A 26860-nucleotide genomic window follows, 5' to 3' on the forward strand; every position below is an offset into this window, starting at 1 on the left:
GAATTAGCTGTTCCGTCCTTCGTTAACCTCATAGATTATTTCCGGACGGAACAGCTTTTAAGGATAGAAAAAATTAATAATCAGGCTTTTAAGCGCTCCGATCATTTAATTAAAGGGCAATTCTTCATCTATACCATCCGGTATATTCATAAATCCGTCGGCAGAAGCAGGAGCACTGGCTGGTGCACCGGCAGAAGCTCCAGAACTTTCAAATCCGCCTGCCCCATAGGGCGCACTGTTTCCTGTACCTGCAGATTTGCTTTCTGCAAATTCCTGTTCTTCCACAACAACATCCGTGGTGTAAACTTTAGCACCTTCACGGTTTGTATAACTTCCTGTCTGAATTCTCCCTGTAATTACAATCCGTATACCCTGGCGAAAATACTTTTCCGCAAATTCTGCGCTTCTTCCAAAGGCTACGCAGCTGATAAAGTCTGCAGTCTGCTCACCATCTCTCTTGAATCTTCTGTCAACGGCCAATGTATATCTTGCTACAGCGGTTGAATTCTCACCGGCAGAATAACGAATGTCCGGATCTCTTGTCAGTCTCCCCATTAATATAACTTTGTTCATATGTTTACCTCTGTTCTCTCTTTTCGTGGTCTCATGTAAGTACATTGAATAACGCATATTTTATATATATCACGGAATATTATCATAGCATAAAACAGGGTAATCGTCAATCTTCGGAGCAAAAGCGCCTTTATAGCTTAAGGTTCATCCCGCTTTAAACCGCGCGTATTTTTCTCCACCAATTTTCTGGCAATCATAATCTGATGTCCGCAGCCTGTGCACTTCAGCCGGAAATCAGCTCCCACTCTTAAAATCTCCCATTCACTGCTCCCACAGGGATGAGGTTTCTTTAATTTAACAATATCTCCTACCCTATAATCCAAACGGTCCATGCTGTCTTACCTCATTTCTAAACTTATAACAGGCTGCTTCCGGGTTACCGCTTACCAGGTAGACTCCCGAATGCCCTGAACGACAAAACGGGAGGCATCATTGCTGGTACATGTTGTAAGTGTAACCGCCTTATCCTCTGCCCGGGGTATAATGCCGCTCTGCGGTATCTGCGATTCTCCTGTCATCTTGTTCAGATAATCCAGAAACTGCTGGTCCGGCGCACTGAACAATGTATAGGTATCTCCATCCACCGGAGTGACATGAGCACTGAATATTTCATAACGATACTTATGCTCCGGAGTAATAATCCAGAAATACCGGCTGTCTTTATACTTCTCCTGCTCCTTTATGAACTTTAACTTTCCAAACATGGATTGATTTTTCATGTTATGCCCATAGATGATGGTATGGCAGTCACTGAAATCCGGCTTATTCATATAATCCATAAAGATAGAGCCCGCGAAGTTATCTTTCTTCTCAAAGGTTCTGTGCAGGTATTCATCATTATCCCTTCCCTGTACAATTGGATAACTGATGTCAAGTGCCTCTACTACCAGCCATCCGACAATATCAGGATTCATCGCACGTAATGTCTCGAAGTCTACTTCCGGGGGTACATAATCCAAGCTTTCCAGGGATAATGTTTCCCCGGAAGCAGCTTCACCGGTCTGCTCCGGATTCACCTTTTCCGGCTTTGAATCGGCATATTGCTGAAGTTCGGAATATTCGTCCTCCCCTGCCTTATAATCCCGGTAAATCCCGAAAAGCTTATATGCAGAAAATGCAAACACGCCTATACATATGATGATTCCCAGAGAAAGAAGTGTATTTATAATACCACCCTTTCTTTTTTTCTTCTCAGGTTTCTTCAAATCACTCCTCCTTCCTTATGGCCGATAAAGTGTAACATATACAGTAATTTTAAAATAGCGTCCTCATAATCCTGAGGACGCTATTCCAGAAATTGCGGGAGCAGGATTTGAACCTGCGACCTTCGGGTTATGAGCCCGACGAGCTTCCAGACTGCTCCATCCCGCGCTGCCTTCTTATATATTATACCCAAAAGGCAAAAATGTCAAACATAAGTTATAAATCCAATGCCATATACCCTTGCCTGATCCATCCCTTTTTCCTCATCAGTTCTGAAACAATAAAGGAAATGACTGCCGGAAGTACAATTTGCATCATGATTATTTTTATCATAACAAGTTTGGGATCGTCATAAGCAATCATCGTCTGATACGTCATAATCTGCCCTACGAGCCCGGCTGACCCCATACCGGAGCCGGTGGCATTGCACTGCATATTAACCAGCATTGTACCTACAGGACCTAAAATAGCGCTGGAAACGATGGCAGGAATCCAGATCTGCGGATGGCGCATAATGTTCGGCACCTGGAGCATCGAAGTTCCGATTCCCTGAGCCAGAAGGCCTCCCGCCTTATTCTCCCGGTAGCTTGCTACTGCAAATCCAATCATATTGCAGCAGCATCCAATCACTGCCGCCCCGGCGGCGATTCCCTGAAGGTTCAAGATAATGCCAAGTGCTGCAGAACTGATCGGAAGTGTCAAAACAATGCCCATCACCACGGACACCACAATTCCCATCAGAAGCGGCTGCTGCTCTGTACCCCAGTTTACGATATCGCCCAGTCCCGTCATCAAGGCTGTAATAGGCGGACCGGCAATCAATCCCACCAGAGAACCGCTGCAGATTGTCACCAGAGGAGTGACAATAATATCTACTTTCGTTCTGCCGGATATGAGGTGGCCTACAGTGATTCCCGCAAAGGCGGCCACAAATGCCCCGAGAGGTTCTCCTGGTCCTGACAGCATCATCGTCCCTTCCGTCAATATCGTCCCTGCTAAAATAGCGCTCGCGTATCCGCCTACCATTCCGGCAACTCCGGCAGAGACAGTAACCAGAGCACTTTCCTTGTATTTATGAGCTACACCGATACCAATTCCTGCACTTGTACAGATGGCGGCCACCTTTCCAATCAGAAATATAGAATTTCCCCATGTTCCTCCGATGGCTAATCCAATCTGCTGCAAAATAGTCCCAATGATTAAAGTGGCGAACAGCCCCTGCGCCATGCCACTCAACCCATCGATAAAAATATGATTACAGATGTTTTTTATTGTTTTCATTTCGTGCCCCCTGCTCTGAATATACAAAACCCTTAGACAGTAAATCCAAGTGTCTTGTCACTTGCCGAAAGTCTATCATATTTTCACAGGTAAGGCAAGGAGATTTCACACAAGTTTTTCCAGTGTTTTTAAAACTCCGTCATTTTCCACTGTATCTGCCACATATCTGGCCACATCCTTCACCTCTGACCTGGCTCCGCCGATTGCGTAACTATATGCCGCATGCTCTAACATACCTATATCATTCAGATTGTCACCAAAACACATCGTCTCTTCTTTCGAAAAATGAAGTGCTTTCTGGATACTTTCAAGAGCGATTCCCTTATCTGCTTTATAATCCACAAAATCCAGCCAGCAGTCTCCTGCCTCCAATACGCGGAAGCACGCCTCCCATTCCTTTTTCATACTGTCTGCCAACTCCCTGACTCCTTCTTCTCTATACATGGAGATTTTAACCATCGGGAGGTCCAGCTCCAATATATCAGGTACTACCTTAATGTTATTCCCATACCCCTTTATAAGAAGTTCCCGTAAGGACTGCGGAACATCTTCCTCAATATAGGACACTTCCGCTCCCGTGGACACAAGAAAGAAGCAGCCGTTCTGCTTTCGTATATAAGAAATCAGCCGACGCGCATCCTCCGGGTTTATAAGAGCCTCAAACATCTTTGTACCTCTGCAGGATACATAAGCACCATTGTTGGAAATAAAAATCATATCATCTTCCACTTCGTGAAATAAGATTTTCATTCCATCAAACTGTCTGCCGCTGGCAGCCGCAAATACAATTCCCTTATCCTTTAGCTTTCTGACCATCTTTAATATCTGTGGATTCAAATCCCTTGTTCCTTCAGGTATTAAAGTCCCATCAATGTCAGATGCTACCAGTCTTATTCTTTTTTTCATTTCATATCCTTTCATCTTCCGTACAATTCTCTTCCGGTTTTCCGTTTACAACAGGTTCGATTGTCCGCTCCATAAGCAGATAAATCAGTTCCGTACCCCACTTTCCCCTGACTGCCTGAAGCAGCAGATTAGTTTCCATATCAGCCATAATAGATTTAAGGCCTTCCATAATCAAATCTTTTCCTGGTGTTTCCTTCCACCGCACCTCAATACCATTCTCCCGGAAAAAGATTTTCGCCTTACGCCGCACCGCCTCTTCCAAAAAAGCGATGTCCAGCTTTAATACTAATACACCGTCTTCATCTGTCGTAAAGATGCCTCTGGTTCCCACCAGATATTTCTCTTCGTGAATCGTGATCCAGGTTTCTGCTGCCTTTCCAAAGCCTACTTTTATATCATGCCACTCTTTTCCTTCCTGCACCCGAAACCAGAATTCACCCGCCTCGCAGCGAAAAGCTATCCTTTGGATTCCTTCCGTCAGATTATTATGAAATACCTGCATGACCAAAGGGAAAAGTCCTACGGACTTAATATCCATGATATAACTTTGTCCTGCAATCTTCTTAATGGCTTCTGGTACTTCCCGCGTTCTGTTTCCTGCTTTCCCCCAGGGCCTGTTCCGCCCCTTTTCCCATCCTCCTTTATGAATCAGAGGGAGATTCTTTTCCCCTGCCTCCATCTCCGCCATCAGCCTTTGAAGTAACAGAAGACTGTTGGGGTTTTCCTCCAGTCTCTCTCCCGGATGATAATCATTGGGCAGATATTTCCGGATAATATTCAGCATAACGCAATTCTGAAATAACTCGTTGCTTCCGGCACAGGTAACAAGAACCATATCCATATCCGGATAAACGATTACATTCTGGCCGAGCATACCATTAAATTCAAAGCTGTCCGGCCTGCTCTCCTGCCAGACCTGATATCCATAACCAAAAGTACCTTCCACGCTCTCGACATGCTTTCGGATAGAATTCTCCACCCATTCCTGCGGAATGAGCTGCTGCCCTTTCCACATTCCCTTTTGCAGGTAAAGTTGTCCCAACTTCGCCATATCTTCCGGACAGATGAAAAGTCCCCATCCGCCCTTTACAATTCCTTTCGGACAGGTTTCCCACAGATATTTTCTGATTCCCATAGGGGCAAATAGCCGGGGAGTCAGGTATTCTGTCAGGCTAAGTCCGGTCCGCTCTGTTACAATCGCAGACAGGACATACGTATTCATGCTGTTATACTGAAAAGTGGTTCCCGGCTTTTCAGAAACAGGAGCGTTCAAAAAACCGGACAGCCAATCATTTCCCGATATAATTCCCGATTCATTAAATTGTACCCCACTGGTCATCGTAAGCAGATGTTCCACTGTAACCACCGGCCGGAACAGCCTTGGCAAAAGCTTGTTTCTATATTCAAATATTTTATAGATATTTTCGTCCAGTGACAGCTTGCCTTCCTGAATCAAAAGACCGATTGCCATACCCGTAATACTTTTACATAAGGAATGAGCGATATGCCAGAGGTTTCCCCTGTAAGGAGCAAAATGACACTCGCAGATTACTTTTCCATGCCTTAACATCATCAGATGATGCATATCCGTCTCTGCCGTATTCCCCAATTCTCTTATCATCCGGGATAAAAGTCCGGAGGAAACTCCCTGACTCTCAGGTGTCGCCCGTTCAAACGGCTGTTCATACGCTTCATCAGCAGGAAACTCCTGCTTTTGCGGATGATAATCCACCCTGCTGGTCCCATCTGTCTTTCCCTGAATCATATTCAAAATCATCTCGGCAACTGCAATCTGTTCCCTGGCCATCTTCTACCTCCTGTTCATAAGTTCATATGCCCATCCATTCCCAGAATAACCCTTTGTATCCATAACCGTAAGATATGGTTTTTCTGTTACAGGCAGATCCTGGTTTTTCCAACATACAGAAAGTACATATTGATTCTGCAATTCTGTCTGCCAGAATTGATATTGCTTCTGACTGCATTGTATCTTTCCCTGGTCAAGTGAAAACGATATGCTTTTCAAAGGCATGCGGATTCCACATCCCACAGCTTTTACATAGCTTTCCTTCAGTGTCCAGAGCTGAAAAAATAACCGTCTTTGTTCTTCCTCATTCATTCTTTTCCTGCTGAACATCTCCTGTTCTTCGGAACTGAAAATCTTTTGAATCATCTGACTTCGAAATGGACGTATCCGCTCCACATCAACTCCCAAAACCATATCTGCCGCTGCACATACCACCAAATGACTGCTGTGACTGATATTGAACTGAATTTCAGGGTGAGAAGAAAGCCAGGGTTTCCCCTGTGCTTCCGATTCTATCACATAATCATCCACTTCATAAATCTGTTTCAGCATTTTCTTCAGCAGCTTTTTTCCGGCCTCATGCTCCGCCTGATGTTTCCGTCTTCCCTTTTCTTCCATAAATTCCTGAACATAAATATTTATCACATCTGTCTCCCTGGGTACTTGTAGCAATCCCGATTTCTAAATCATAACTCTGAATGGGTGCAGGATAATGCCAAAAAATCCCCATAGCATTTTTTTCCATACCGGAACTTCTGCGACCTGAACATTTTCCGGTGTAATATAGGTATTCCTGTTGACCACAATCCTGGAATCTGTTTCCAATGTTTCCATAGCCCCCCTTAATTCCTGATTCAATGGACAGCTGTCAATGACCAGCATCAGCTCCGTGTCCACATACGTACTTCTTAAATCCAGATTATAGGATCCAATCACCGATATGTTATCATCAATTAGGATGGATTTCCCATGATAAGATTCTCCTCCATCGTATTCCAGCAGTTGAATTCCTGTGTCCAGAATTTTACTTTTGAATTTCAAATAATCGCTGGAGGCTACCACATTATCTCCATTTTCCACTGAATTGACCAACATATGAACTTCTGGTACCTTCCGGCAGACTTCTTTTAACGTAGAATCCATATATCCGTTGCAGACAGCATAAGGTGTGTGGATGATAACCTGATTCTGTGCCTGTTTCATCAGCTCGGTAAGTTCGTAGAACACCAGCGGTTCCTTTCCATAGATTCCGGTAGGATTGGAAAGCAGCTGAATCCGGTTCGTGGGAACGGTCTGTTTTGCATAGTCAATCTCCTTAAATAAGTCAGGATTCTCTTCTTTGATTTTCTCATACCGCTGTTCCAACATACGTATCTGGCTCCTGACTTCTTTTCGCTCTCTTAAAGTCTGCTCATCATGAAAGTATGTGCATACATCCAGATTCCAGATGTTATTAAAATATTTCTCCACCTGCTTAAGAGAACTTGTATTATCCTTCTTTTCATCCCACTTGGTATTATAGACCAATACCTCTCTGTCCCGGCTTCTGGAATTCGTGGAATATTCTCCCAGGAAGTAATCAAATGTATTCCTCCCGCCCAGTATATATCCCAGATCATCCACAATGATATATTTATCATGCATTCTGCCCTGGCTCTTCCACAAGCGAAGCAGGTCCAGTTCATTATAAATCTTAATTTCCACGTTTGGATGCGACGATGCCGCATAAAACAACGCATTACCTTTCATCCGAATCAGACCGCTGATGCCATCCACAAGTACCTGGACCTTGACCCCATGATCCGCTTTATGCAAAAGCATAGCCAACACGTCTTCGGTACTTTCGCCCGGACGCATGTCAAAAGTACTCATGATAATTCTATTCTTTGCCTGGTGCAGCAATCGTATTCTTTCATCCAGGGCACTGCGATTGGATTCCAGTAGTTGAACCCGGTCCGTTCCCTCCTTATCTCCGTAAAATATATCCGTACTAAATTTATCTTTTGTCTCTGCACTTACCTTCCGATAGGGCAGAAATGGTCCGACAATCGCCGCAATTATCAATATTACACATGTTATCAAAACCACTGTTATCTTTCGCTTCATCTGATCACCACAACATTCATATGTATAGTATTCCCTTTTTCTAATCATTCTATCGTAGAATGGATTATATCGCAACAGCTTTATTTTAAGGGTTGACAAAACCCACCTGCCCACTTATACTTATAACGTAATAATACGTTTCGGTAGGCGAGGCTACCACAGGGATACGGGTTACTGCCGCAAAATAGTGGAGACACTATGAGCAGGTAAACAGTCCATGTCGAAAACAAGGCATGGAATAATGTATCTTCATTGCCCTGTGAAGTTGAAGCTTGAACGATGGCGGATGAATGCTTTTTAAATAAGCTATTTAAAGATTTTGCCCTGTCATCGTTTTGAAAACGGTTACAGGGCTTTTTATGTCCGGACAAATGAAGGACTTTTACAGGAAAGGGAGGTGAGGAACATGGAACCCGGAGGTATACGCAGCCTTGATTCTGATGGGCGAATGCAATATATGGTGATGACACGGAACCAACGCTTCCATCCTCCTCATCATAATATCCTGTTATTCAGACTATAGCTCGTCATAAGATGGGCTGTGCTTCCTGCTGCTTTTAATTACATTATAAACGGAGGTACAGACCTATGAAGAAAAATTTGTTTTACCGTACGGAGGCCAGAAAAACAGGCGAAGAGAAAGCATGCCGTGCAAAAGCCACAGAAAGACTGAAATTCGCCTCTGCTGCCGAAGCTGATGCATTATACAATACTTTGGAAACCACACCCGAAGGTTTAAGCGAACAAGCCGTGGAAAAATCCAGAGAGCAATATGGCAGCAATCAAATTACACGTGGAAAGAAGAATTCCCTTGCCCTGGGAATCATCCAGGCATTTGTCAATCCCTTTACCGCTGTTTTGTTTATACTTGCCGCAATATCACTTTTTACTGATGTTCTTATGGCAGATACAGGCGAAAAAAATCCCATGACCGTGATCATCATCGTATCCATGGTACTGATTTCCGGTGTTCTGCGCTTTGTGCAGGAGGCCAGGAGCGGAAATGCCGCAGATAATCTTTTGAAGATGATTAAGACCACTACCAATGTGGAACGTCAGGGAATCGGAAGGGCTGAAATTCCGCTGGAAGACGTAGTAGTCGGTGATCTCATACATCTGTCAGCCGGAGACATGATTCCTGCTGACTTACGAATCATTGCCGCCAGAGACTTATTCATCAGTCAGTCTGCCCTTACCGGAGAAAGTGCATCTGTAGAAAAAACATCCCATGCATATAACGAGGATTGCGGTGCCGTCACAGAGATCCCAAACCTGGCATTTATGGGGACAAATGTAATCAGCGGCACTGCTTCCGGTTTGGTTGTCGCCGCCGGGGACAGCACAATTTTTGGCGATATGGCAAAAAACATCGATGTTCAGCCTGTGAAAACCAGTTTTGAAAAGGGGGTTAACTCCGTTTCCTGGCTTCTGATCCGGTTTATGCTTGTAATGGTAACCGTGGTACTGTTCATCAATGGTTTTACCAATGGGGACTGGATGGAAGCTATATTATTTTCCATATCCGTAGCTGTCGGGCTGACTCCTGAGATGCTTCCGATGATTGTTACGACCTGCCTGGCAAAAGGTGCGGTCAGCATGTCCAGGGAAAAAACAATCGTAAAGAATTTAAATTCTATCCAGAATCTTGGTTCTATTGATATCCTTTGCACGGATAAGACAGGTACACTGACACAGGATAAGGTGGTTCTGGAATACCATATGGATATCCACGGAAACGAAGATGCAAGAGTACTTCGCCATGCCTTTTTAAACAGCTACTATCAGACTGGTTTGAGGAACCTCATGGATGTGGCAATTATAGAACGTACACATGAAGAAGAAAACACAGAACAGAGCCTTTTGGGTCTTTCTGAACAATACCAGAAGGTGGATGAGATTCCATTTGATTTTGAACGGCGCCGCATGAGCGTAGTTGTCTCCGATTCTACCGGAAAAACTCAGATGATTACAAAAGGTGCAGTCGAAGAGATGCTTTCCATCTCAAATTATGCAGAATATGACGGACAGGTAATTCCACTGACGCGCTCCATCCGGGAGTATATTCTGCGCAAAGTAAATGAGCTGAATGAAGATGGCATGCGCGTCATAGCTGTTGCACAGAAAACAAATCCTTCTCCGGTTGGAGCCTTTTCCGCCGCAGACGAGTCCAACATGGTCCTCATCGGCTATCTGGCCTTTCTGGATCCGCCGAAGGAATCCACAGCCCAGGCTGTAAAGGCGCTGCACCAGCATGGAGTCGAGGTCAAAATCCTCACAGGGGACAATGATAAAGTAACCCGTTCCGTCTGCCGCCAGGTGGGAATTCCTGTCAGTCATATGCTCCTTGGTTCTGATCTGGACCAGATGAGTGACACCGAACTGGGTGAAGCAGCCGAAAAAACCAGCGTCTTTGCAAAGCTGTCTCCTCAGCAAAAGGCACGTGTCATCACTGTACTGCGCGATCAGGGACATAGTGTGGGATATATGGGAGATGGCATTAATGATGCCGCCGGAATGAAGGCCTCGGATGTGGGCATATCTGTGGATACTGCAGTAGATATCGCAAAAGAATCTGCGGATGTAATCCTGCTTGAAAAGGACTTAACAGTTCTTGATAAAGGTATTATTGAAGGACGTAAGACCTATGCCAACATGATAAAATACATTAAGATGACGGCAAGCTCCAATTTCGGAAATGTTTTTTCAGTAGTTATAGCGAGCGCTTTCCTTCCATTCATTCCCATGCTGCCCATTCACCTGATTTTGCTCAATCTGATTTATGACTTAAGCTGTACAGCGATTCCATGGGACAATGTAGACAAAGAGTTTCTTACTGTACCAAGGAAATGGGATGCTTCCTCCATCGGAAAATTCATGCTGTGGATTGGTCCGACCAGTTCTGTGTTTGATATCACGACCTACCTGCTGTTGTACTTTATTATCTGCCCGGCCATGTGCGGCGGACAGTTATATCATCAGCTTACCGATCCCGGTATGAAGGCCTATTATATCGCACTTTTCCATTCCGGATGGTTCGTCGAATCGATGTGGAGCCAGACACTCGTCATTCACATGATTCGTACACCTAAGCTGCCGTTTATCCAAAGTCATGCTTCCCTTTCGGTCACCCTGCTGACATTTTCAGGGATAGCTGCTTTGACCGTGATACCATTTACACCTTTTGGAGCGTCTATCGGACTTGCCGCTCTTCCACCGGTATACTTTGCCTGGCTGGGGCTCACCATATTCCTTTACATGGTATTGGCTACGTTTGCTAAAAATATGTTTATCCGGCGATATGGTGAATTACTGTAAATAACTTCTGTAAAAGGGAACTGCCGCCGGCAGTTCCCTTTTACACATTTTTATTCCGTCTTTTTCTTATGCCTGATAACAAGTTTTGTAATTTCCACAAGAACTAAAGGCAACAGAGAAAGACCCAAGGTAACCATCCACTCCAAGGTTGTAAGTGTCGTAAGGCTGAAAAAACTACGCAAAGCTGGAACCAACATAATAAGAGCAAGAATCACCCCCGACACAAGCATTGTGCCATATAATGCTTTGTTATGTGCATTTCCCCGTGTAAAAACAGAGTCTGTATTGGAACGCTGATTGAGTGCATGAATCAATTGTGAAATTGCCAGAACCAGAAAGGCCATCGTCATTCCTCTACCGTGACTGTCTGCGGTGATTCCAAACTGATAGGCCGAAACCGTAGCAGCTGCAATAAAGATACCATGCAGGATAACCCGGATTACCAATCCACGTTCGAACAAAGTTCCGGATTTCACAGGCTTATGTTTCATAATATTCCTGCTGGCCGGATCCACCCCCAAAGCAATCGCAGGAAGAGAGTCTGTGATCAAATTAATGAGCAGAATATGGACAGCCATAACCGGAGCATCCCAGTTTAACAGTGTAGCGATAAACAAAGTCAGTATTTCCGCAATGTTTCCGGCCAGAAGAAATTGGATAACCTTCTGTATGTTTCGATAGATACGGCGTCCTTCACGGATTGCATACTCAATTGTAGTAAAGTTATCATCAAGGAGAAGCATATCTGATGCATCTTTTGCGACATCCGTTCCACTTTTACCCATGGCGATACCAATATCTGCAGCTTTCAGCGCAGGTGCGTCATTCACGCCATCGCCAGTCATAGCCGTTATTTCACCGGTACGCCTGAGCGATTCGATAATGTGAAGCTTATCCCCTGGTGTAACACGGGCAAAGACAGTTGTATTTTTTATCGCTTTATCCAGATCTGCTTCGGACATTCGATGAAGCTCATCACCCGACACCACAAGGTTTCCTTCCCGGAAGATATTTAACTGCTGTGCAATAGCTACTGCCGTTTCTTTATGATCGCCTGTAATCATTATGGTACGGATACCAGCATTTCTGCAGGTTTCCACTGCCTGAATCACTTCTTTTCGGGGAGGGTCAATCATCCCTGCCGCCCCAAGGAAGGTAAGGTCATATTCCAGATTTGTATCATCTTCCTCCGGCACTTCCGACAGTCTACGCTTCGCAAATCCTAAAACACGCAATGCATCTGTTGACATTTTAAAACACAAACCGCGGATTTCTTTTCGGTCCTTTTCGGTAATCTCCCGTTCTCCCCTGGAAGTCAATATATGCGTACAAAGGGGAAGCAGTTCATCAACAGCACCCTTTGTGTAGGCAATCAGTTCGTCTTCTATTTTGTGTACGGTAGTCATTCGCTTACGCTCGGAGTCAAACGGCTGTTCAAATAACCTGGGATATAAGTCTTCTAATTCCTCGTAATTTTTTCCGAATGCATCAGCAAGAAAAATCAATGCGCCTTCGGTGGGATCACCCAGAATTTCTCCGGGGCGGTCGGGATCAAGGCTTGCATTGTTGCAAAGCGCCGCCGCATAAACAAGTTCCTGATATACTGCATGCTTTTTTGCAGCTTCTTCAACCTTCGTCGCCGCTCCCATCCCAAAGTCACCATTCATCGCTATCTCAGTTACCGTCATGCGATTTTGCGTTAACGTGCCGGTCTTATCACAACAGATTACGGTTGCTCCACCCAGTGTTTCAACTGCGGGCAGCTTACGAACCAGTGCATTTTTCTCCGCCATACGCTGTACTCCGAGTGCCATAACAATCGTTGCTGTCGCAGGCAGACCTTCCGGAATAACTGAAATAGCCAGTGAAATGGCCGTCATGAGCAATGGAATCCATGGTCTGCCATATAAAGAGCCAATCACAAAGATAACAATGCAGACAAACAGGCCAAATACACTCAAAGTCTTTCCGACTGCGTTAAGCTTTTGCTTCAGGGGTGTATCATACGCATCCTGCTGTTCAAGCATACCGGCTATTTTCCCAACCTCCGTACGCATTCCGGTTTCTACAACAACACCGGTTCCGTTACCATACATGACCATTGATGAACTGTAGGCCATATTCATGTGGTCACCCAGAGGTGTATCTTCAGCAAACAAGCTGTCATCTTCTTTTTCAACCGGAACCGACTCTCCGGTTAGAGCTGCCTCCTGAATCTTCAGATTATTCGTACGAACCAGGCGGATATCTGCCGGTACTATACTTCCATCTTCCAGATAGACAATGTCTCCTGCTACCAGTTCTCTGGCAGGAATCAGGCTCTCTTCACCCTCTCGCAATACCCTTGCCGTCGGCGCTCCCATGCTTTTCAAAGCCTCCAGTGCATTGGCCGCTTTCTTTTCCTGAATAATGCTTACCGTGGCATTCAACGCCACAATAACCAGAATTACAATTCCTTCTGTCCATTCATTCAGCAGCACGGAAAGTCCTGCAGCACCGAGAAGGATCAGAATCATCACATCTGTAAGCTGCTCTTTTAACATCTCCGGAATACTCTTTTGTTTTTTCTGGCATAATGCATTGTAACCATCTTTCTGCAATCTCTTTTCTGCCTCAGCATCGCTCAATCCTTCTTCAGATGTTTTGAGTATTTCCAGTACATCCTCTGTAGGTTTTGCATGCCAAGGCTTTTGTAAGTGGTCGTCCATGAATATAAAACTCCTTTAAAATTTATTATAAGTCAGAAAAGCACAAAAAGGCATACTTTGTATCGAAACACAAAGCACACCTTCGCCTTAATCTGAAACTTATTCTATTTACACAACATCGGTCACTATCATCGCTGTCACTATCGCTGACATCCATTAATTAAATAAACTCCTCTAAAAATATTTATTGAAAATAATAATAATAATATATACACCTCTGTTTGTCAAGAGGCAGCAAAAAAATATCAGTTATTCGTAATATTTCATAAGCGCCTGTGTTCCCAAATCTCCATATCCTTCCGCTTCCAGTTCTTCGTAATTGGCAAGCACGTGGCTGAGCACCCCCAGATTCAATTCACTCATATTTGCCTCAATCAAAGCCAGCTTCATATCTTTGATGAAATGTTTCACGAAGAATCCGGGGGCATAGTCTCCGTCCAGAATTTTAGGTCCGAACATATCTAACTGTCTGCTTTCCGCTGCCCCCGTAGAAACTGATTTTAAGACCGTACCCAGATCAAGTCCCTTTGCCTTTGCATAGGCAAGTGCCTCGCAGACTCCGGAAAGTGTGCCCGCAATTATAATCTGATTTGCCAGCTTACAATGCTGTCCGCATCCGGCTTTCCCCTGATAGTTGATGTTGGTTCCCATTGCCTCAAAAAGCGGCAGGCATGCCTCATAGTCCTCTTTATCGCCACCTGCCAGGATAGACAACGTTCCATTCTTTGCTCCAATATCTCCGCCTGTCACTGGTGCATCCAGCACATGAAAACCTTTTTTCTTTCCCTCTGTATAAATCTTTTCTGCCAGCTGAGGGCTGGTCGTTGTCATATCGATCAGATAAGCACCGTCACTGGCACTGTCCAGGATGTTGCCGGCGTCAAAATACACCTCTTCCACATCTTTGGGGAAACCAACAATGGTAATCACTGCCTCACATCCTGTTACACATTCCCTGATACTCTCATGAAAGATGGCACCCTCTCCGATAACGTCTTCCACTTTCGACTTATTCCTGGCGTAAATATGTAGTTCAAAATCCGCCTTCATTAAATTTCTCACCATGGATTTTCCCATGATTCCCACTCCGATAAATCCAATCTTTTTCATTCATTTTCCCTCTTTTCCGCTGATTTTTATAATACAAATCTTTCCAGAATGGCTCTTCTATTTACCAGTCTACATTTAACTCTGTTCTTTGTCAATCAGCTTACGATTTATCATGCCCTTTCACTTTTTCTGCGCAAAAAGCCCCGCCTTTAAAAAGACGGAGCTAAATGTTTGAATTATATACTCATGGTCTATACTAAATCCAAGTATATATTATTTTCCTGAATTTTTAATAGCTGCCTGTGCCGCTGCCAATTTTGCAATCGGTACACGGAACGGTGAGCAGGATACATAGTTCAATCCTATATTATGGCAGAATTCAACGGTAGACGGATCTCCGCCGTGCTCTCCGCAGATGCCCAGTTTCAGGCCCGGTTTTGTGGTACGTCCCTTCTCTGCTGCCATCTTAACAAGCTGTCCCACACCTGCCTGGTCAAGTCTTGCAAATGGATCTGATTCATAGATTTTCTCTTTGTAGTATGAATCCAGGAATTTACCTGCATCATCACGGGAGAATCCGAATGTCATCTGTGTCAGATCGTTGGTTCCGAAGGAGAAGAAGTCTGCTTCTTCTGCTATCTCGTCAGCCATCAGGCAAGCTCTTGGAATCTCCATCATAGTACCGATATGATACTCAATGTCAGAACCTTTCTCAGCCTTAACAGCTTCCGCAGTCTCAACAACCACATTCTTTACAAACTGTAATTCTTTTTTCTCGCCAACCAGAGGAATCATGATTTCAGGAATAATAGCAAAGCCCTTTTCACTCTTCACTTCGATTGCTGCTTCCATTACAGCTCTTGTCTGCATCTTGGCAATTTCCGGATAGGTTACTGCAAGACGGCAGCCTCTGTGTCCCATCATCGGGTTGAACTCATGTAAGCTGTCGCAGGTAGCCTTTACCTCTTCAACTGTCAGGTTCATGTCTTTTGCAAGCGCAGCAATGTCGGATTCCTGCGTCGGGATAAATTCATGAAGCGGAGGATCTAAGAAACGGATGGTGACTGGCTTACCCTCCATAACCTCATACAGTGCTTTGAAATCACCTTTCTGGAAGGGAATCAAATCTGCCAGAGCTGCTTCTCTTGCTTCTACCGTATTGGAGAGGATCATCTTTCTGATTTTCTCAATTCTGTCGCTTTCGAAGAACATATGCTCTGTACGGCAAAGTCCGATACCTTCGGCTCCCAGATTTACAGCATTTTTAGCATCTGCCGGTGTATCGGCATTGGTTCTTACCTGTAATTTTCTGAACTCATCAGCCCACGCCATGATTCTTCCGAAGTTTCCGCCTACAGAAGCTTCAACAGTTTTAATATCTCCCAGGTAAATATTACCTGTTGAACCGTCCAGGGAGATGTAATCACCTTCTACGATGTGCTCTCCGGCTAATTCAAAATATTTTGCTTCTTCATCAATTTTAATTTCTCCACAACCAGATACACAGCAGGTACCCATTCCACGTGCAACTACGGCTGCGTGGGAAGTCATGCCACCGCGAACGGTTAAGATACCTTCGGCTGCATGCATGCCTTCGATGTCTTCCGGAGAGGTTTCAAGACGAACGAGAACAACTCTCTCACCTTTTTCTGCTGCTGCCTTGGCATCTTCAGCTGTAAAGTAAACTTTACCCGCTGCAGCACCAGGAGAAGCCGGAAGTGCGGATCCCAGTACTCTGCCTGCCTTTAAAGCTGCAGGATCAAAGGTAGGATGCAGTAACTGATCCAGAGACTTCGCTTCGATTCTGCTTACTGCTGTTTCCGGAGTAATCTTTCCTTCATCCACCAGGTCGCAGGCAATATTTAGAGCCGCCTGAGCAGTCCTCTTACCACTTCTGGTCTGCAGGAAGTATAATTTACCTTCCTGAATCGTAAATTCCATATCCTGCATATCCGCATAATGGTCTTCCAGTTTCTTGGAGATTTCCATGAACTCCTTATAGCATTCCGGAAGATCTTCTGCCAATTTGGTGATTGGCTGAGGTGTTCTGATACCGGCAACAACGTCCTCGCCCTGCGCATTGATCAGGTATTCACCGAATACGCCATTCTCTCCTGTTGCAGGGTTACGTGTGAAAGCAACACCTGTACCGGATGTATTGCCCATGTTACCAAATACCATGGCCTGAACGTTAACGGCAGTTCCCCAGTCGCCAGGGATATCGTTCATTCTTCTGTATACGATTGCACGTGGGTTATCCCAGGAACGGAATACGGCTGTAACAGCGCCCATCAGCTGCTCTTTTGCATCCTGAGGGAAGTCCTGTCCTAACTCTTTTTTGTATAACTCTTTGTATTTTGCAATTACTTCTTTTAAGTCATCAGCTGTTAATTCCGTATCTAACTTATAGCCTTTTGCTTCTTTCACTGATTCCAGAATAGCATCAAACTTTGTTTTACTTACTTCCATAACAACATCTGAATACATCTGGATGAATCTTCTGTAAGAATCATATGCAAATCTCGGATTTCCGGTTTTCTGTGCAAATCCTTCTACAGCTACGTCATTTAATCCCAGGTTCAGGATTGTGTCCATCATGCCCGGCATAGATGCTCTGGCTCCGGAACGAACAGATACAAGCAGGGGATCTGTATTGTCTCCAAATTTTTTACCCTGCATATTCTCTAATTCAACTAAGGCAGCAAAAATCTGATCCTTGATTTCGTCAGTAATCTTTTTACCACTGTTATAATAATCGGTACAAGCCTCTGTTGTAACAGTAAAGCCCTGAGGGATTGGCAGTCCTAAATTGGTCATCTCTGCCAAGTTAGCACCTTTACCACCAAGAAGGTTCCTCATACCTGCATCGCCTTCTTTAAATAAGTAAACCCATTTTGCCATAGTTACTCTTTCCTCCTAAAATGTAATTTAAAATTCTATAGTAAAGTATTTCCAGTTTTTTCCTGGATATACCTCTATATATATTTACAGGTACGCCTGACAAGACGCACATATTTATTGTAACATAACATCCTGCATAGTCAAGTATTTTTACGTCGCATTAAGTCCAAAAAAGTCAGAAAAAATACAGTTCAGCCACATTACTTCCGGCCTGATAGCCGTAGTAATATGGCTGAACTGTAATAAAGCTTATTTTTATTTTCTCTTTTGTCTTTTATTTAATACAAGGTGCCTCGGCAGTCCATTGACCATAATTGGCTGATAATCTCCCTGGATCAGCGGCTTTACATAGTCCACAAAATCTTTGGTCACATAATCGCCCTCCCGGTTCATCCAGTCTCTTGGAACCACCTTCTCCTCATTTGCGATTCGGTGGACATCATAGATTCCTGCCGAACTCATATAAGGGTCATCTGAAACACGGTCAATTACCACCATCTTACCGGTATCTCCTTCATCTGCAGCCTTTACTGCAGCACCGCCTACCATGAATGCTTCATCAATATCCACCCTGGATGCCATGTGGGATGCGCTTCGCTGCAAAGTAGAGAATTCCACACTTCTGGCTTTGCATCCAATCTCAGCGGAAAAGTAGCCGGCCAGGTAAGCAGCCGTGCCCTGAAGCTGTCTGTGCCCAAAGGCATCCACATAGTCTGCACCTCCTGACAGTTCACACACATAGCGTCCGTCTGCCAGCTTCAGGCCTTCTGAAACTGCTATTACGATAGAGTCTTTCTTCTTCAGAAGAGCACGAACCTTCTTCAGGCATTTTTCCAGATCAAAGGGCAGCTCGGGAAGATAAATGAAATCAGGGCCCTCGCATTCCTCAGTCTTTGCCAGAGCGGTTGCACCTGTGAGCCATCCCGCATTTCTTCCCATCACCTCTATGACGGTAATCATTGGTTTGCAATAAGTAAGTCCCAGTGCATCCCGGATAATTTCTTTCGTAGAAGCACCGATGTATTTTGCCGCGCTGCCAAATCCCGGTGTATGGTCTGTCAATGCAAGGTCGTTATCAATGGTCTTTGGTACGCCCAGAAACTTCTGAGGCTGACCTGTAAGTATTCCATAATCGGAGAGTTTTTTTATCGTATCCATGGAATCGTTGCCGCCTATATAGATAAATGAATCTATGTCCAGACGATTCAGTATCTCAAATACCTTCTCAAAGATTTCCCTGTTCTCATGGATTTCCGGCAGCTTAAAGCGACAGGAACCTAAGAATGCAGAGGGTGTTCTCTTCAAAAGCTCGATATCCAGATCACTGTGTATCTGCGTGGACAAATCCACGTACTGCTCGTCCAGAAGGCCCTGAATACCATGGAGCATTCCATACACCTTATGAAAGCCTCTCTCAATGGCGTTGCTATAGACTCCTGCAAGTGAAGAATTGATAACCGATGTAGGGCCCCCGGATTGCCCTACGATGATATTGCGTTTTTTCGTCATGCTCTTTCCTCCTGTAACATTGATAGTTTTGCACAATCATTATAGGCATTATAACCATGAAACCCACATTTTTACAAGAGATTTTTGCATAAAATTTAAAATTATGTTACTATTCAGCCATAAATCTGCATCTGATTGACGCAGTCCTTATGGATTCATCTTAAATTCAGCATCTGCAGGATACCCTCCTGCTGCTTTTTGCATGGCACGCTGAATACTGTCTCTGGAAGTTCCCCAGTCAGCACCTTTATTCCTGTAGTCATTCTTATCCACAAACCAGTTTACTTCTTCCTCCAGACGCTCCAAATTTTCGCGCATCAACTGGAACAATTGTGGATAAAATTCTGACTTTTGCTTATCGTTCAGCTTTTTCTCCCCTACCTCTATAAGATCACGAAAATGCGGCAGACAAAAACCTTTACTGTTCTCAAATAACTTCTTAAATTCCGGATTTTTCTTATACATATCAAAAAAGGTGTCAAGATATCTCTGGTAATTGCTTTTAAAGTGATCACAGACATAGCAGGAGTTTTCTCTCTCATCCAGCCAGCTGCCAATCGGTGTATCGGCCGCATCCTGAGCCGGATTCGCTTTCTTCAGTCTGGACGTCAGAGTAGATTTTCCGGGTTTGAATGCATCCATTTGCTTTTTCAGCTCCTGATTCATTTTTTTGAGATGGGTGCTTAAGATAAGGGCGCTTCCAAGCCGGTTCCCGTAATCATACATCATCTTATAATGATGCCGGCAAAATCCGGACTCGTCGGTTTTCATTCTGATGTCATCTTCCATATAGGCAGAACCAAGGATAAAAGATATTGCATGCTGCTCCGCTTCCCGTTCCAGAAAGCAAAAAGGGCATTCATCCTCTGCCTGAAAAGCATCCATCAGAGGGATTGTTGCTACGGTTTCCTTCATATGTTTTCTCCATCCTGTTGAAACAGCCCACATTCTGTGGGCTGTGTATGTCTTCTATGCTGCTGTAAATCCTTTGATTCCAAAATAGAGCAGAACCAGAATGCCCAATGCAATCCGGTACCAGCCAAATACTTTGAAATCATGTTTCTTTATGTATCCCATCAGGAATTTAATCGACAGAATGGATACGGCAAAGGCTGATACCATGCCTATAATCAGCACGGAAGCTTCCGTTCCGGTAAAAGAAAATCCGAACTTCAGCAATTTAATGAGGCTGGCTCCAAACATTACCGGAATCGCCAGGAAGAATGTAAATTCTGCAGCCACTTCCCTTGTGGCTCCAAGCAAAATACCACCTATGATTGTGGCCCCTGAACGGGAAGTTCCCGGAATCAGAGAAAATACCTGAAAGACACCTATGAGCAATGCATCCTGGAAGGTAATATCCTTTAATCGCCGGATACTAGGCTTTCTTGTCTTGTTATAATTTTCTATCACAATGAACAGAACACCGTATATAATCAGCATCAGAGATACTACGAAATAATTATGGAGATGTTCCTCCATCCAGTCATCCAGCGGCAGTCCGATTACCATGGCCGGAAGACAGGCCACCACAATTTTCAGCCATAAAATGATTTTGTCCATATAAAAGTAGTTCGTCATAAAATTCTGGCACCAGGCCAGAGCCTTATTGTCACTTGGACTGGCAAATACCGGTTTGTCCGGAGCATATTTTCTGGTGTGAAACGGCCAGAGCTTTTCTATATAGAGTGCCACGACAGCCAGAATCGCACCCAACTGTATCACCACGTTGAACATCTCCATAAACGCCGGACTCTGTTGTAATTTAATGAACTCGTTTACAAGAATCAGGTGCCCGGTGCTACTTATAGGCAGCCACTCTGTAATTCCTTCTACAATTCCAAGAAGCAGCACTTTTAACCATTCAATCAGATTCATGTTTAACCCCTTTCTTTTTTAATCTTTTCTATTATATAATAAAGTAAGGGATTTGAAAACCGATTTTTAAAATATGTTCAGACAGCAGCAATATCTATCAAATTCAGCTTTTTGGAATCCGTGTTTTCAAGACTGGTTACAAGCGCTCTTGCCGTATCCAGAGAAGTCAGTACATTTACACCTGTCTCTATGGCATTTCTACGGATAATAAATCCATCCTTCGCATGTTCCACACCCTGTTCCGGCGTATCAATTACCAGGTCGATTTTATGTCCCAGAATCAGATCCATAAGATTCGGCGCGGGCTGCTCCAGTTTATTGGTCCGTATCGCCTTTACCCCATGCTCCTGCAGGACCTTTGCGGTGTTTCTGGTTGCATATATCCGGTATCCCAGAGCTTCGAAGCGTCTTGCAATCGGCACCAGTTCCTCTTTATCCGCATCCTTTACGGTCATGATCATATTTTTATGCTTCGGCAAATTAACGCCTGCCCCCAGAAATGCCTTGTAAAGTGCCTCATTGAAGCTTTCTGAAATCCCCAGGCATTCGCCCGTGGATTTCATCTCCGGTCCCAGACTGATATCTGCTCCGCGTATTTTTTCGAAAGAAAATACCGGCATTTTAATTGCGAAATACTTTGCTTCAGGCTGCAGACCCGGCTTATAACCCAGCTCTCTGATCTTTTGCCCCAGGATTACCCGCGTCGCAAGAGGAACGATCGGAATACCGGTTACTTTACTGATATAAGGAACGGTACGGGAAGAACGTGGGTTCACCTCAATCACATACACCTCCTCACCGCATACAATAAACTGGATGTTAATCATACCAATTACATGTAAGGAACGTGCCAGCCGCCTGGTATATTCTACGATTGTGTCCTTGCTGCTTTGACTGATGCTCTGGGACGGATACACGGATATACTATCTCCGGAATGAATACCGGCACGCTCTATATGCTCCATAATGCCCGGTATCAGGATATCTTCTCCATCACATACAGCGTCCACTTCGATTTCTTTTCCCTGCATATATTTATCCACAAGTATGGGATGTTCCTGAGCGATCCGATTAATTACTCCGATATATTCCTCCACATCTTCATCACCTATGGCTATCTGCATCCCCTGCCCCCCAAGTACATAGGACGGACGGACTAATACCGGGTAGCCCAATTCGTTGGCCGCCCGCCTGGCTTCTTCGGCAGTAAATACGGTCTTCCCCGCAGGTCTTGGAATCTGACATTCCTCCAAAACTTTGTCAAACAGTTCCCGGTCCTCAGCCGCATCCACATCCTCAGCCGAGGTACCCAGAATCTTCACTCCCATCTTAATCAGGGCTTCTGTCAGTTTAATTGCAGTCTGACCTCCAAACTGCACTACCGCTCCGTCTGGCTTTTCAATGTTAACCACATTCTCTACGTCCTCCGGTGTCAGCGGCTCAAAATAGAGCTTGTCGGCAATGTCAAAATCTGTACTGACAGTCTCCGGATTATTGTTGATAATGATTGTCTCAAAACCCTCTCTGGCAAAGGCCCAGGTGCAATGAACCGAGCAGAAATCAAACTCAATACCCTGACCAATCCGAATCGGGCCAGAGCCTAATACAAGAACTTTTTTTCTGCCTTCATTGTGTACGGCTTCATTCTCCCCCCCATATACAGAGTAATAATAAGGGGTTGATGCAGCGAATTCGGCGGCACAGGTATCCACCATCTTATAAGCTGCATGGATTCCATACCTGATACGTAGTGCTTTTACTTCTTCCTCTTTTCTGCCGCTCAATGTTCCGATTACATGATCCGGAAATTCCAGGCGCTTTGCTTCTCGGAGTAAATCCTCATCCAGATCCAGGGTTCTCAAATCCTGTTCCATCTCCACAAGGATGGCTATCTTGTCAATAAACCAGATATCAATCTTTGTAATCTCATGAATTTCTTCATATGAAAGTTTTCTTCTTAAGGCCTCTGCAATCCTCCAGATACGCATATCATCCACAATCTGCAGCTCTTCCGTCAGTTCCTCCACGGTCAATCCTGTAAAATCGTAGGACATCAGAGAATCCACATGCTGTTCCAGGGAACGGATGGCTTTCATCAAAGCCCCTTCAAAGTTGTTGCATATGCTCATGACTTCACCGGTAGCTTTCATCTGTGTGGTCAGGGTTCTCTTTGCGCTGATGAACTTATCGAACGGAAGTCTTGGTATCTTAACAACGCAGTAGTCCAGTGCAGGCTCAAAGCTTGCATAGGTTTTTCCTGTAATCGCATTCGGAATCTCATCCAGCGTATAACCCAATGCGATTTTTGCCGCCACCTTCGCAATCGGGTACCCGGTGGCTTTTGAAGCCAGCGCCGAAGAACGGCTGACACGGGGATTTACTTCAATTACACAATATTCGAAGCTGTCCGGATTCAAAGCATACTGTACGTTACATCCACCTGTAATCTCTAGCTCGTTGATGATATTCAGTGCCGAACTACGCAGCATCTGATACTCTTTGTCGCCCAAAGTCTGACTCGGTGCTACAACAATGCTATCCCCGGTATGGACACCTACGGGATCAATATTTTCCATATTACATACCGTGATGCAGTTCCCTGCTCCATCCCGCATCACCTCATATTCAATTTCCTTCCATCCCGCGATACACCGTTCAACCAGAACTTCACCCACACGGGAAAGGCGCAGTCCGTTGGAAAGGATTTCTATTAGTTCTTCTTCATTTTGTGCGATGCCTCCCCCACTTCCCCCCAGTGTATAGGCAGGACGTAAGACCACGGGATATCCTATTTCTCCGGCAAATCCAACCCCCGACTGTACATCGTGCACAACCCGTGATGCCGCCACAGGTTCTCCGATTTTTTCCATGGTATCTTTAAATTCCTGACGGTCCTCTGCCTTCTTGATGGTTTGTGATGTGGTCCCGATCAGACGGACCTTCTGTTCCTTCAGAAACCCGCTCTCATCCAACTCCATCGCCAGGTTTAATCCCGCCTGACCACCCAGAGTCGGAAGTACACTGTCCGGCCTTTCCTTCAGAATTAACTGCCGGGTCACGTCCACAGTGAGCGGTTCTATGTAGACGCGATCCGCAATATCCTTATCGGTCATAATCGTTGCAGGGTTAGAATTCAGTAATACCACTTCTACCCCTTCCTCCTTCAGGGAACGGCATGCCTGTGTTCCGGCATAGTCAAATTCTGCTGCCTGCCCGATGATAATCGGGCCTGAGCCTATTACTAATACTTTCTTTATGTCTGGATTCTTCGGCATGATCAGTTTCCTCCCATCATCTCTATGAACTTATCAAACAGGTGTCCGGAATCCTGGGGACCCGGGCATGCTTCCGGATGAAATTGTACGGTAAAGATATTCTTGTTGACATATTTAAGCCCTTCATTTGTCCCATCATTAACATTTATAAAAGAGGGAACAGCAATTTCAGGATCCAGATCATTGGTATCCACCACATATCCATGATTCTGAGATGAGATGTAAACACTTCCTGTGTCCAGATCTTTCACCGGATGATTTCCGCCCCTGTGTCCGTATTTCATCTTATGGGTATTCAGGCCTGCAGCCAGAGCCATCAGCTGATGTCCCAGGCAGATTGCAAATATGGGCACATCCGAATCGTACAGCGTTCTAACTTCTTTTATGATTGATTCACAGTCTTTCGGGTCCCCCGGCCCGTTGGAAAGCATAATTCCATCCGGTTTTGCAGCCAGAATTTCTTTAGCAGCGGTAAGTGCAGGATAAATTGTCACCTCACATCCCCGCCGGTTGAGCGACTGTGCAATATTTCTTTTTGCGCCGAAATCCATCAGGGCTACTTTTAATCCTTCGCCCTTTAAGGTGTATTTCTCTGAACAGGTAACCTTTTCTACTACCTTTCCTGTCGTATAAGCTTTTAACTGGGGAATGATTTCATCAAGATTATAATTCTCCCTGGTCGTGACCATACCGTTCATCGTACCCTTTTCCCTGAGGATTCTGGTCAATGCACGCGTATCAATTCCTGCGATTCCGGGAATATCAAAACGTCTCAGAAAATTTTGAATGGTGTCCCGGCAACGGAAATTGCTGGGGATTCTCGATAGCTCTCTCACTATATAAGCATCCGGCCATGGCCTTAGTGATTCCTGATCATCATAACAGATACCGTAATTTCCAATCAGCGGATATGTCATGCAGACAGCCTGTCCTGCATAAGAGGGATCCGTTAATACTTCAAGATAACCAGTCATGGATGTGTTAAAAACTATCTCACTGATAACTTCTTTTTTCGAGCCGATACTGGTTCCTGTGAATACATGGCCATCTTCCAGAATTAGAAATGCTTTCATCCTACCACCTCTTTCTTCAGTTTAAGCAACGCAAGGCAGTTTATCTGTCTCTGCGCAAAAAAAAAGAGAATTTGGTCTCCTTAATTTTAAGAAAGTTTACCATAATTCCCTACCTATTTCAACTCCCAAATATTATTTTGTCATTTACACATTCTGTTAGGTTTTAGATGAAACGGTGTTTCTCCTGATGACAAAATCAACATTTCTCAAAGAAAAAAGACCATCGAATAAACGATGATCTCAAGCGTGCAGGAAAAGGGACTTGAACCCTCACGATATTGCTACCACAGGCACCTGAAGCCTGCGCGTCTGCCAATTCCGCCATTCCTGCTTTTTATTTTCCTGCGGGATGTCTTTCGCACCCGCAAGAAATATAATACCAGAACTTACGACAAGTGTCAACAACTTTTTTATGATAACTTTTGACTCTCAGCTTTATCAGCCGCAGCTTCATCTGTTTTCCGCTCCTCCAGTTTAGAAAGAAAGTAGATGAGCACAAAACCTGCTGCTGCCAGGAGCAGGCAGACAGGCAGTTCAATCCCCATTGGAACACCCGGGAATACCTGCCCGACAGAGCCCAGAACAAATCCAAGAATAATCATATAAGTAGGCTGTGGAAAACGTTTCATGGCTCCCTCAAGCAGTTTCGTAAGTAAAAGGATACCGGCCACAAGTCCGAGCCCCAATGGTAGCAGATAAAGAATATCCAGCCTGCCGATTGCCGACAGCACACCCTGATAGATTCCCAGTACCAGCAGCATATAGGTAACGCTGATACCAGGCAGTATCAGTGCAATAGATATTACAATTCCTCCAAAAAACTGAATCAGAAAACCGCCTGCTCCTCCGGATACCGAGGAGAACAGGTTTTCCGGTAAAAAAGCAAGGCTTGCCACCACAGCCGCACCCAAAGCCAGATACAGAACAGCCTTCCAGTTAAATCCATCCAATCCCGCCTCTTTAAAGATTAGCGGGCAGCCTCCCAGCACAACCCCTATAAAAAAATACATCATAGGCTTTTCATATGCGCCGATCAGTGTTTCCAGAGGTCTGGCGAATAAAACCATCCCCAGAAGAGCTGCGGCAACAAATTCTGCCAGGAATACCAGGTTCCCCTTGATATCTTTAAAAAAGGAGCTGACAGAAGAAATCAGCCGGTCATATACACCAAGTATCATGGCCATGGAGCCGCCTGAAACACCCGGGACCAACATGGTTGAGCCCACTACCAGTCCCTTAACTGCTGTCATAATTCCATCTTTTTTTTCTTTCAAA

At 44.7% G+C, this 26860-nt stretch carries 18 protein-coding genes, 2 tRNA genes and 1 riboswitch; of the genes, 1 reads left to right on the forward strand and 19 read right to left on the reverse strand.

Translation table 11 applies throughout. The features are described from left to right. Nucleotides 1-105 precede the first annotated feature (105 nt). From KNL20_RS11150 to KNL20_RS11190, 9 genes are all read right to left on the reverse strand, one after another. Nucleotides 106-573: a single-stranded DNA-binding protein gene (locus tag KNL20_RS11150; protein WP_230397824.1), complete on the reverse strand. Its 468-nt coding sequence runs from the start codon at nt 571-573 to the stop codon at nt 106-108. Between the two features lie 137 nt (nt 574-710). Beyond that, nucleotides 711-905: a DUF951 domain-containing protein gene (locus tag KNL20_RS11155; RefSeq protein ID WP_230397825.1), complete on the reverse strand. Its 195-nt coding sequence runs from the start codon at nt 903-905 to the stop codon at nt 711-713. 51 nt (nt 906-956) lie between these two features. Further along, the gene (gene srtB / locus KNL20_RS11160; protein ID WP_230397826.1) at nt 957-1778 is read right to left on the reverse strand and encodes a class B sortase; all 822 of its coding nucleotides are present in this window, start codon (nt 1776-1778) and stop codon (nt 957-959) included. 92 nt (nt 1779-1870) lie between these two features. Further along, nucleotides 1871-1944 (reverse strand) — tRNA-Met (locus tag KNL20_RS11165). 48 nt (nt 1945-1992) lie between these two features. Continuing rightward, nucleotides 1993-3057: a PTS transporter subunit IIC gene (locus tag KNL20_RS11170; protein WP_230397827.1), complete on the reverse strand. Its 1065-nt coding sequence runs from the start codon at nt 3055-3057 to the stop codon at nt 1993-1995. 105 nt (nt 3058-3162) lie between these two features. Further along, nucleotides 3163-3963 carry an HAD family hydrolase gene (locus KNL20_RS11175; protein ID WP_230397828.1) on the reverse strand — a complete coding sequence of 267 codons (801 nt, stop codon included), beginning with the start codon at nt 3961-3963 and terminating at the stop codon, nt 3163-3165. A 1-nt stretch (nt 3964) separates the two neighbouring features. Continuing rightward, nucleotides 3965-5770, reverse strand: a complete 1806-nt coding sequence (locus tag KNL20_RS11180) for a serine hydrolase domain-containing protein (protein ID WP_230397829.1) — start codon at nt 5768-5770, stop codon at nt 3965-3967. A 3-nt stretch (nt 5771-5773) separates the two neighbouring features. After that, nucleotides 5774-6415, reverse strand: coding sequence for a 4'-phosphopantetheinyl transferase family protein (locus KNL20_RS11185; RefSeq protein WP_230397830.1), 642 nt, complete (start codon nt 6413-6415; stop codon nt 5774-5776). 36 nt (nt 6416-6451) lie between these two features. Then, complete coding sequence (locus KNL20_RS11190; protein WP_230397831.1) at nt 6452-7876, reverse strand: phospholipase D family protein; 1425 nt, start codon at nt 7874-7876, stop codon at nt 6452-6454. A 132-nt stretch (nt 7877-8008) separates the two neighbouring features. Further along, a riboswitch (M-box (ykoK) riboswitch) is annotated at nt 8009-8169 on the forward strand. A gap of 295 nt (nt 8170-8464) precedes the next feature. On the opposite strand from KNL20_RS11190, the gene mgtA reads away from it, so the two are divergent. Then, complete coding sequence (gene mgtA / locus KNL20_RS11195; protein WP_230397832.1) at nt 8465-11191, forward strand: magnesium-translocating P-type ATPase; 2727 nt, start codon at nt 8465-8467, stop codon at nt 11189-11191. Between the two features lie 50 nt (nt 11192-11241). On the opposite strand, the gene KNL20_RS11200 is transcribed toward mgtA, so the two are convergent. The 10 genes from KNL20_RS11200 to KNL20_RS11245 form a co-directional block, all read right to left on the reverse strand. Then, complete coding sequence (locus tag KNL20_RS11200; protein WP_230397833.1) at nt 11242-13899, reverse strand: cation-translocating P-type ATPase; 2658 nt, start codon at nt 13897-13899, stop codon at nt 11242-11244. Nucleotides 13900-14148: 249 nt separating this feature from the next. Continuing rightward, complete coding sequence (locus tag KNL20_RS11205) at nt 14149-15009, reverse strand: NAD(P)-dependent oxidoreductase (RefSeq protein WP_230397834.1); 861 nt, start codon at nt 15007-15009, stop codon at nt 14149-14151. A gap of 213 nt (nt 15010-15222) precedes the next feature. Further along, entirely contained in the window at nt 15223-17850 is a 2628-nt protein-coding gene (gene ppdK, locus KNL20_RS11210) for a pyruvate, phosphate dikinase (RefSeq protein ID WP_230397835.1), read from the reverse strand. A gap of 255 nt (nt 17851-18105) precedes the next feature. After that, complete coding sequence (locus tag KNL20_RS11215; RefSeq protein WP_230397836.1) at nt 18106-19359, reverse strand: 6-phosphofructokinase; 1254 nt, start codon at nt 19357-19359, stop codon at nt 18106-18108. 147 nt (nt 19360-19506) lie between these two features. Beyond that, the gene (locus KNL20_RS11220) at nt 19507-20274 is read right to left on the reverse strand and encodes a DUF6062 family protein (protein ID WP_230397837.1); all 768 of its coding nucleotides are present in this window, start codon (nt 20272-20274) and stop codon (nt 19507-19509) included. 54 nt (nt 20275-20328) lie between these two features. Further along, the gene (locus KNL20_RS11225; RefSeq protein ID WP_230397838.1) at nt 20329-21237 is read right to left on the reverse strand and encodes an undecaprenyl-diphosphate phosphatase; all 909 of its coding nucleotides are present in this window, start codon (nt 21235-21237) and stop codon (nt 20329-20331) included. Nucleotides 21238-21314: 77 nt separating this feature from the next. Beyond that, on the reverse strand, nt 21315-24512 hold the full coding sequence (gene carB, locus KNL20_RS11230) for a carbamoyl-phosphate synthase large subunit (RefSeq protein ID WP_230397839.1): 3198 nt from the start codon (nt 24510-24512) through the stop codon (nt 21315-21317). Nucleotides 24513-24514: 2 nt separating this feature from the next. Continuing rightward, the gene (locus tag KNL20_RS11235) at nt 24515-25585 is read right to left on the reverse strand and encodes a carbamoyl phosphate synthase small subunit (protein WP_230397840.1); all 1071 of its coding nucleotides are present in this window, start codon (nt 25583-25585) and stop codon (nt 24515-24517) included. Nucleotides 25586-25832: 247 nt separating this feature from the next. Next, nucleotides 25833-25916, reverse strand: a tRNA-Leu gene (locus tag KNL20_RS11240). 79 nt (nt 25917-25995) lie between these two features. Next, nucleotides 25996-26859: a DUF368 domain-containing protein gene (locus KNL20_RS11245; RefSeq protein WP_230397841.1), complete on the reverse strand. Its 864-nt coding sequence runs from the start codon at nt 26857-26859 to the stop codon at nt 25996-25998. Between the last annotated feature and the right edge of the window lies 1 nt (nt 26860).

This window comes from Novisyntrophococcus fermenticellae (assembly GCF_018866245.1).
In the GTDB taxonomy this organism is placed as follows: domain Bacteria; phylum Bacillota; class Clostridia; order Lachnospirales; family Lachnospiraceae; genus Novisyntrophococcus; species Novisyntrophococcus fermenticellae.

Bases quoted from the DNA above. Each gene is read 5' to 3' on its own strand.
- KNL20_RS11205 (WP_230397834.1), bottom strand. From the start codon at position 15,009: ATGAAAAAGATTGGATTTATCGGAGTGGGAATCATGGGAAAATCCATG.
- KNL20_RS11215 (WP_230397836.1), bottom strand. From the start codon at position 19,359: ATGACGAAAAAACGCAATATCATCGTAGGGCAATCCGGGGGCCCTACA.
- KNL20_RS11170 (WP_230397827.1), bottom strand. From the start codon at position 3,057: ATGAAAACAATAAAAAACATCTGTAATCATATTTTTATCGATGGGTTG.
- KNL20_RS11175 (WP_230397828.1), bottom strand. From the start codon at position 3,963: ATGAAAAAAAGAATAAGACTGGTAGCATCTGACATTGATGGGACTTTA.
- KNL20_RS11225 (WP_230397838.1), bottom strand. From the start codon at position 21,237: ATGAATCTGATTGAATGGTTAAAAGTGCTGCTTCTTGGAATTGTAGAA.
- KNL20_RS11190 (WP_230397831.1), bottom strand. From the start codon at position 7,876: ATGAAGCGAAAGATAACAGTGGTTTTGATAACATGTGTAATATTGATA.
- KNL20_RS11200 (WP_230397833.1), bottom strand. From the start codon at position 13,899: ATGGACGACCACTTACAAAAGCCTTGGCATGCAAAACCTACAGAGGAT.
- KNL20_RS11150 (WP_230397824.1), bottom strand. From the start codon at position 573: ATGAACAAAGTTATATTAATGGGGAGACTGACAAGAGATCCGGACATT.
- carB (WP_230397839.1), bottom strand. From the start codon at position 24,512: ATGCCGAAGAATCCAGACATAAAGAAAGTATTAGTAATAGGCTCAGGC.
- KNL20_RS11220 (WP_230397837.1), bottom strand. From the start codon at position 20,274: ATGAAGGAAACCGTAGCAACAATCCCTCTGATGGATGCTTTTCAGGCA.
- mgtA (WP_230397832.1), top strand. From the start codon at position 8,465: ATGAAGAAAAATTTGTTTTACCGTACGGAGGCCAGAAAAACAGGCGAA.
- ppdK (WP_230397835.1), bottom strand. From the start codon at position 17,850: ATGGCAAAATGGGTTTACTTATTTAAAGAAGGCGATGCAGGTATGAGG.
- KNL20_RS11180 (WP_230397829.1), bottom strand. From the start codon at position 5,770: ATGGCCAGGGAACAGATTGCAGTTGCCGAGATGATTTTGAATATGATT.
- KNL20_RS11155 (WP_230397825.1), bottom strand. From the start codon at position 905: ATGGACCGTTTGGATTATAGGGTAGGAGATATTGTTAAATTAAAGAAA.
- KNL20_RS11235 (WP_230397840.1), bottom strand. From the start codon at position 25,585: ATGAAAGCATTTCTAATTCTGGAAGATGGCCATGTATTCACAGGAACC.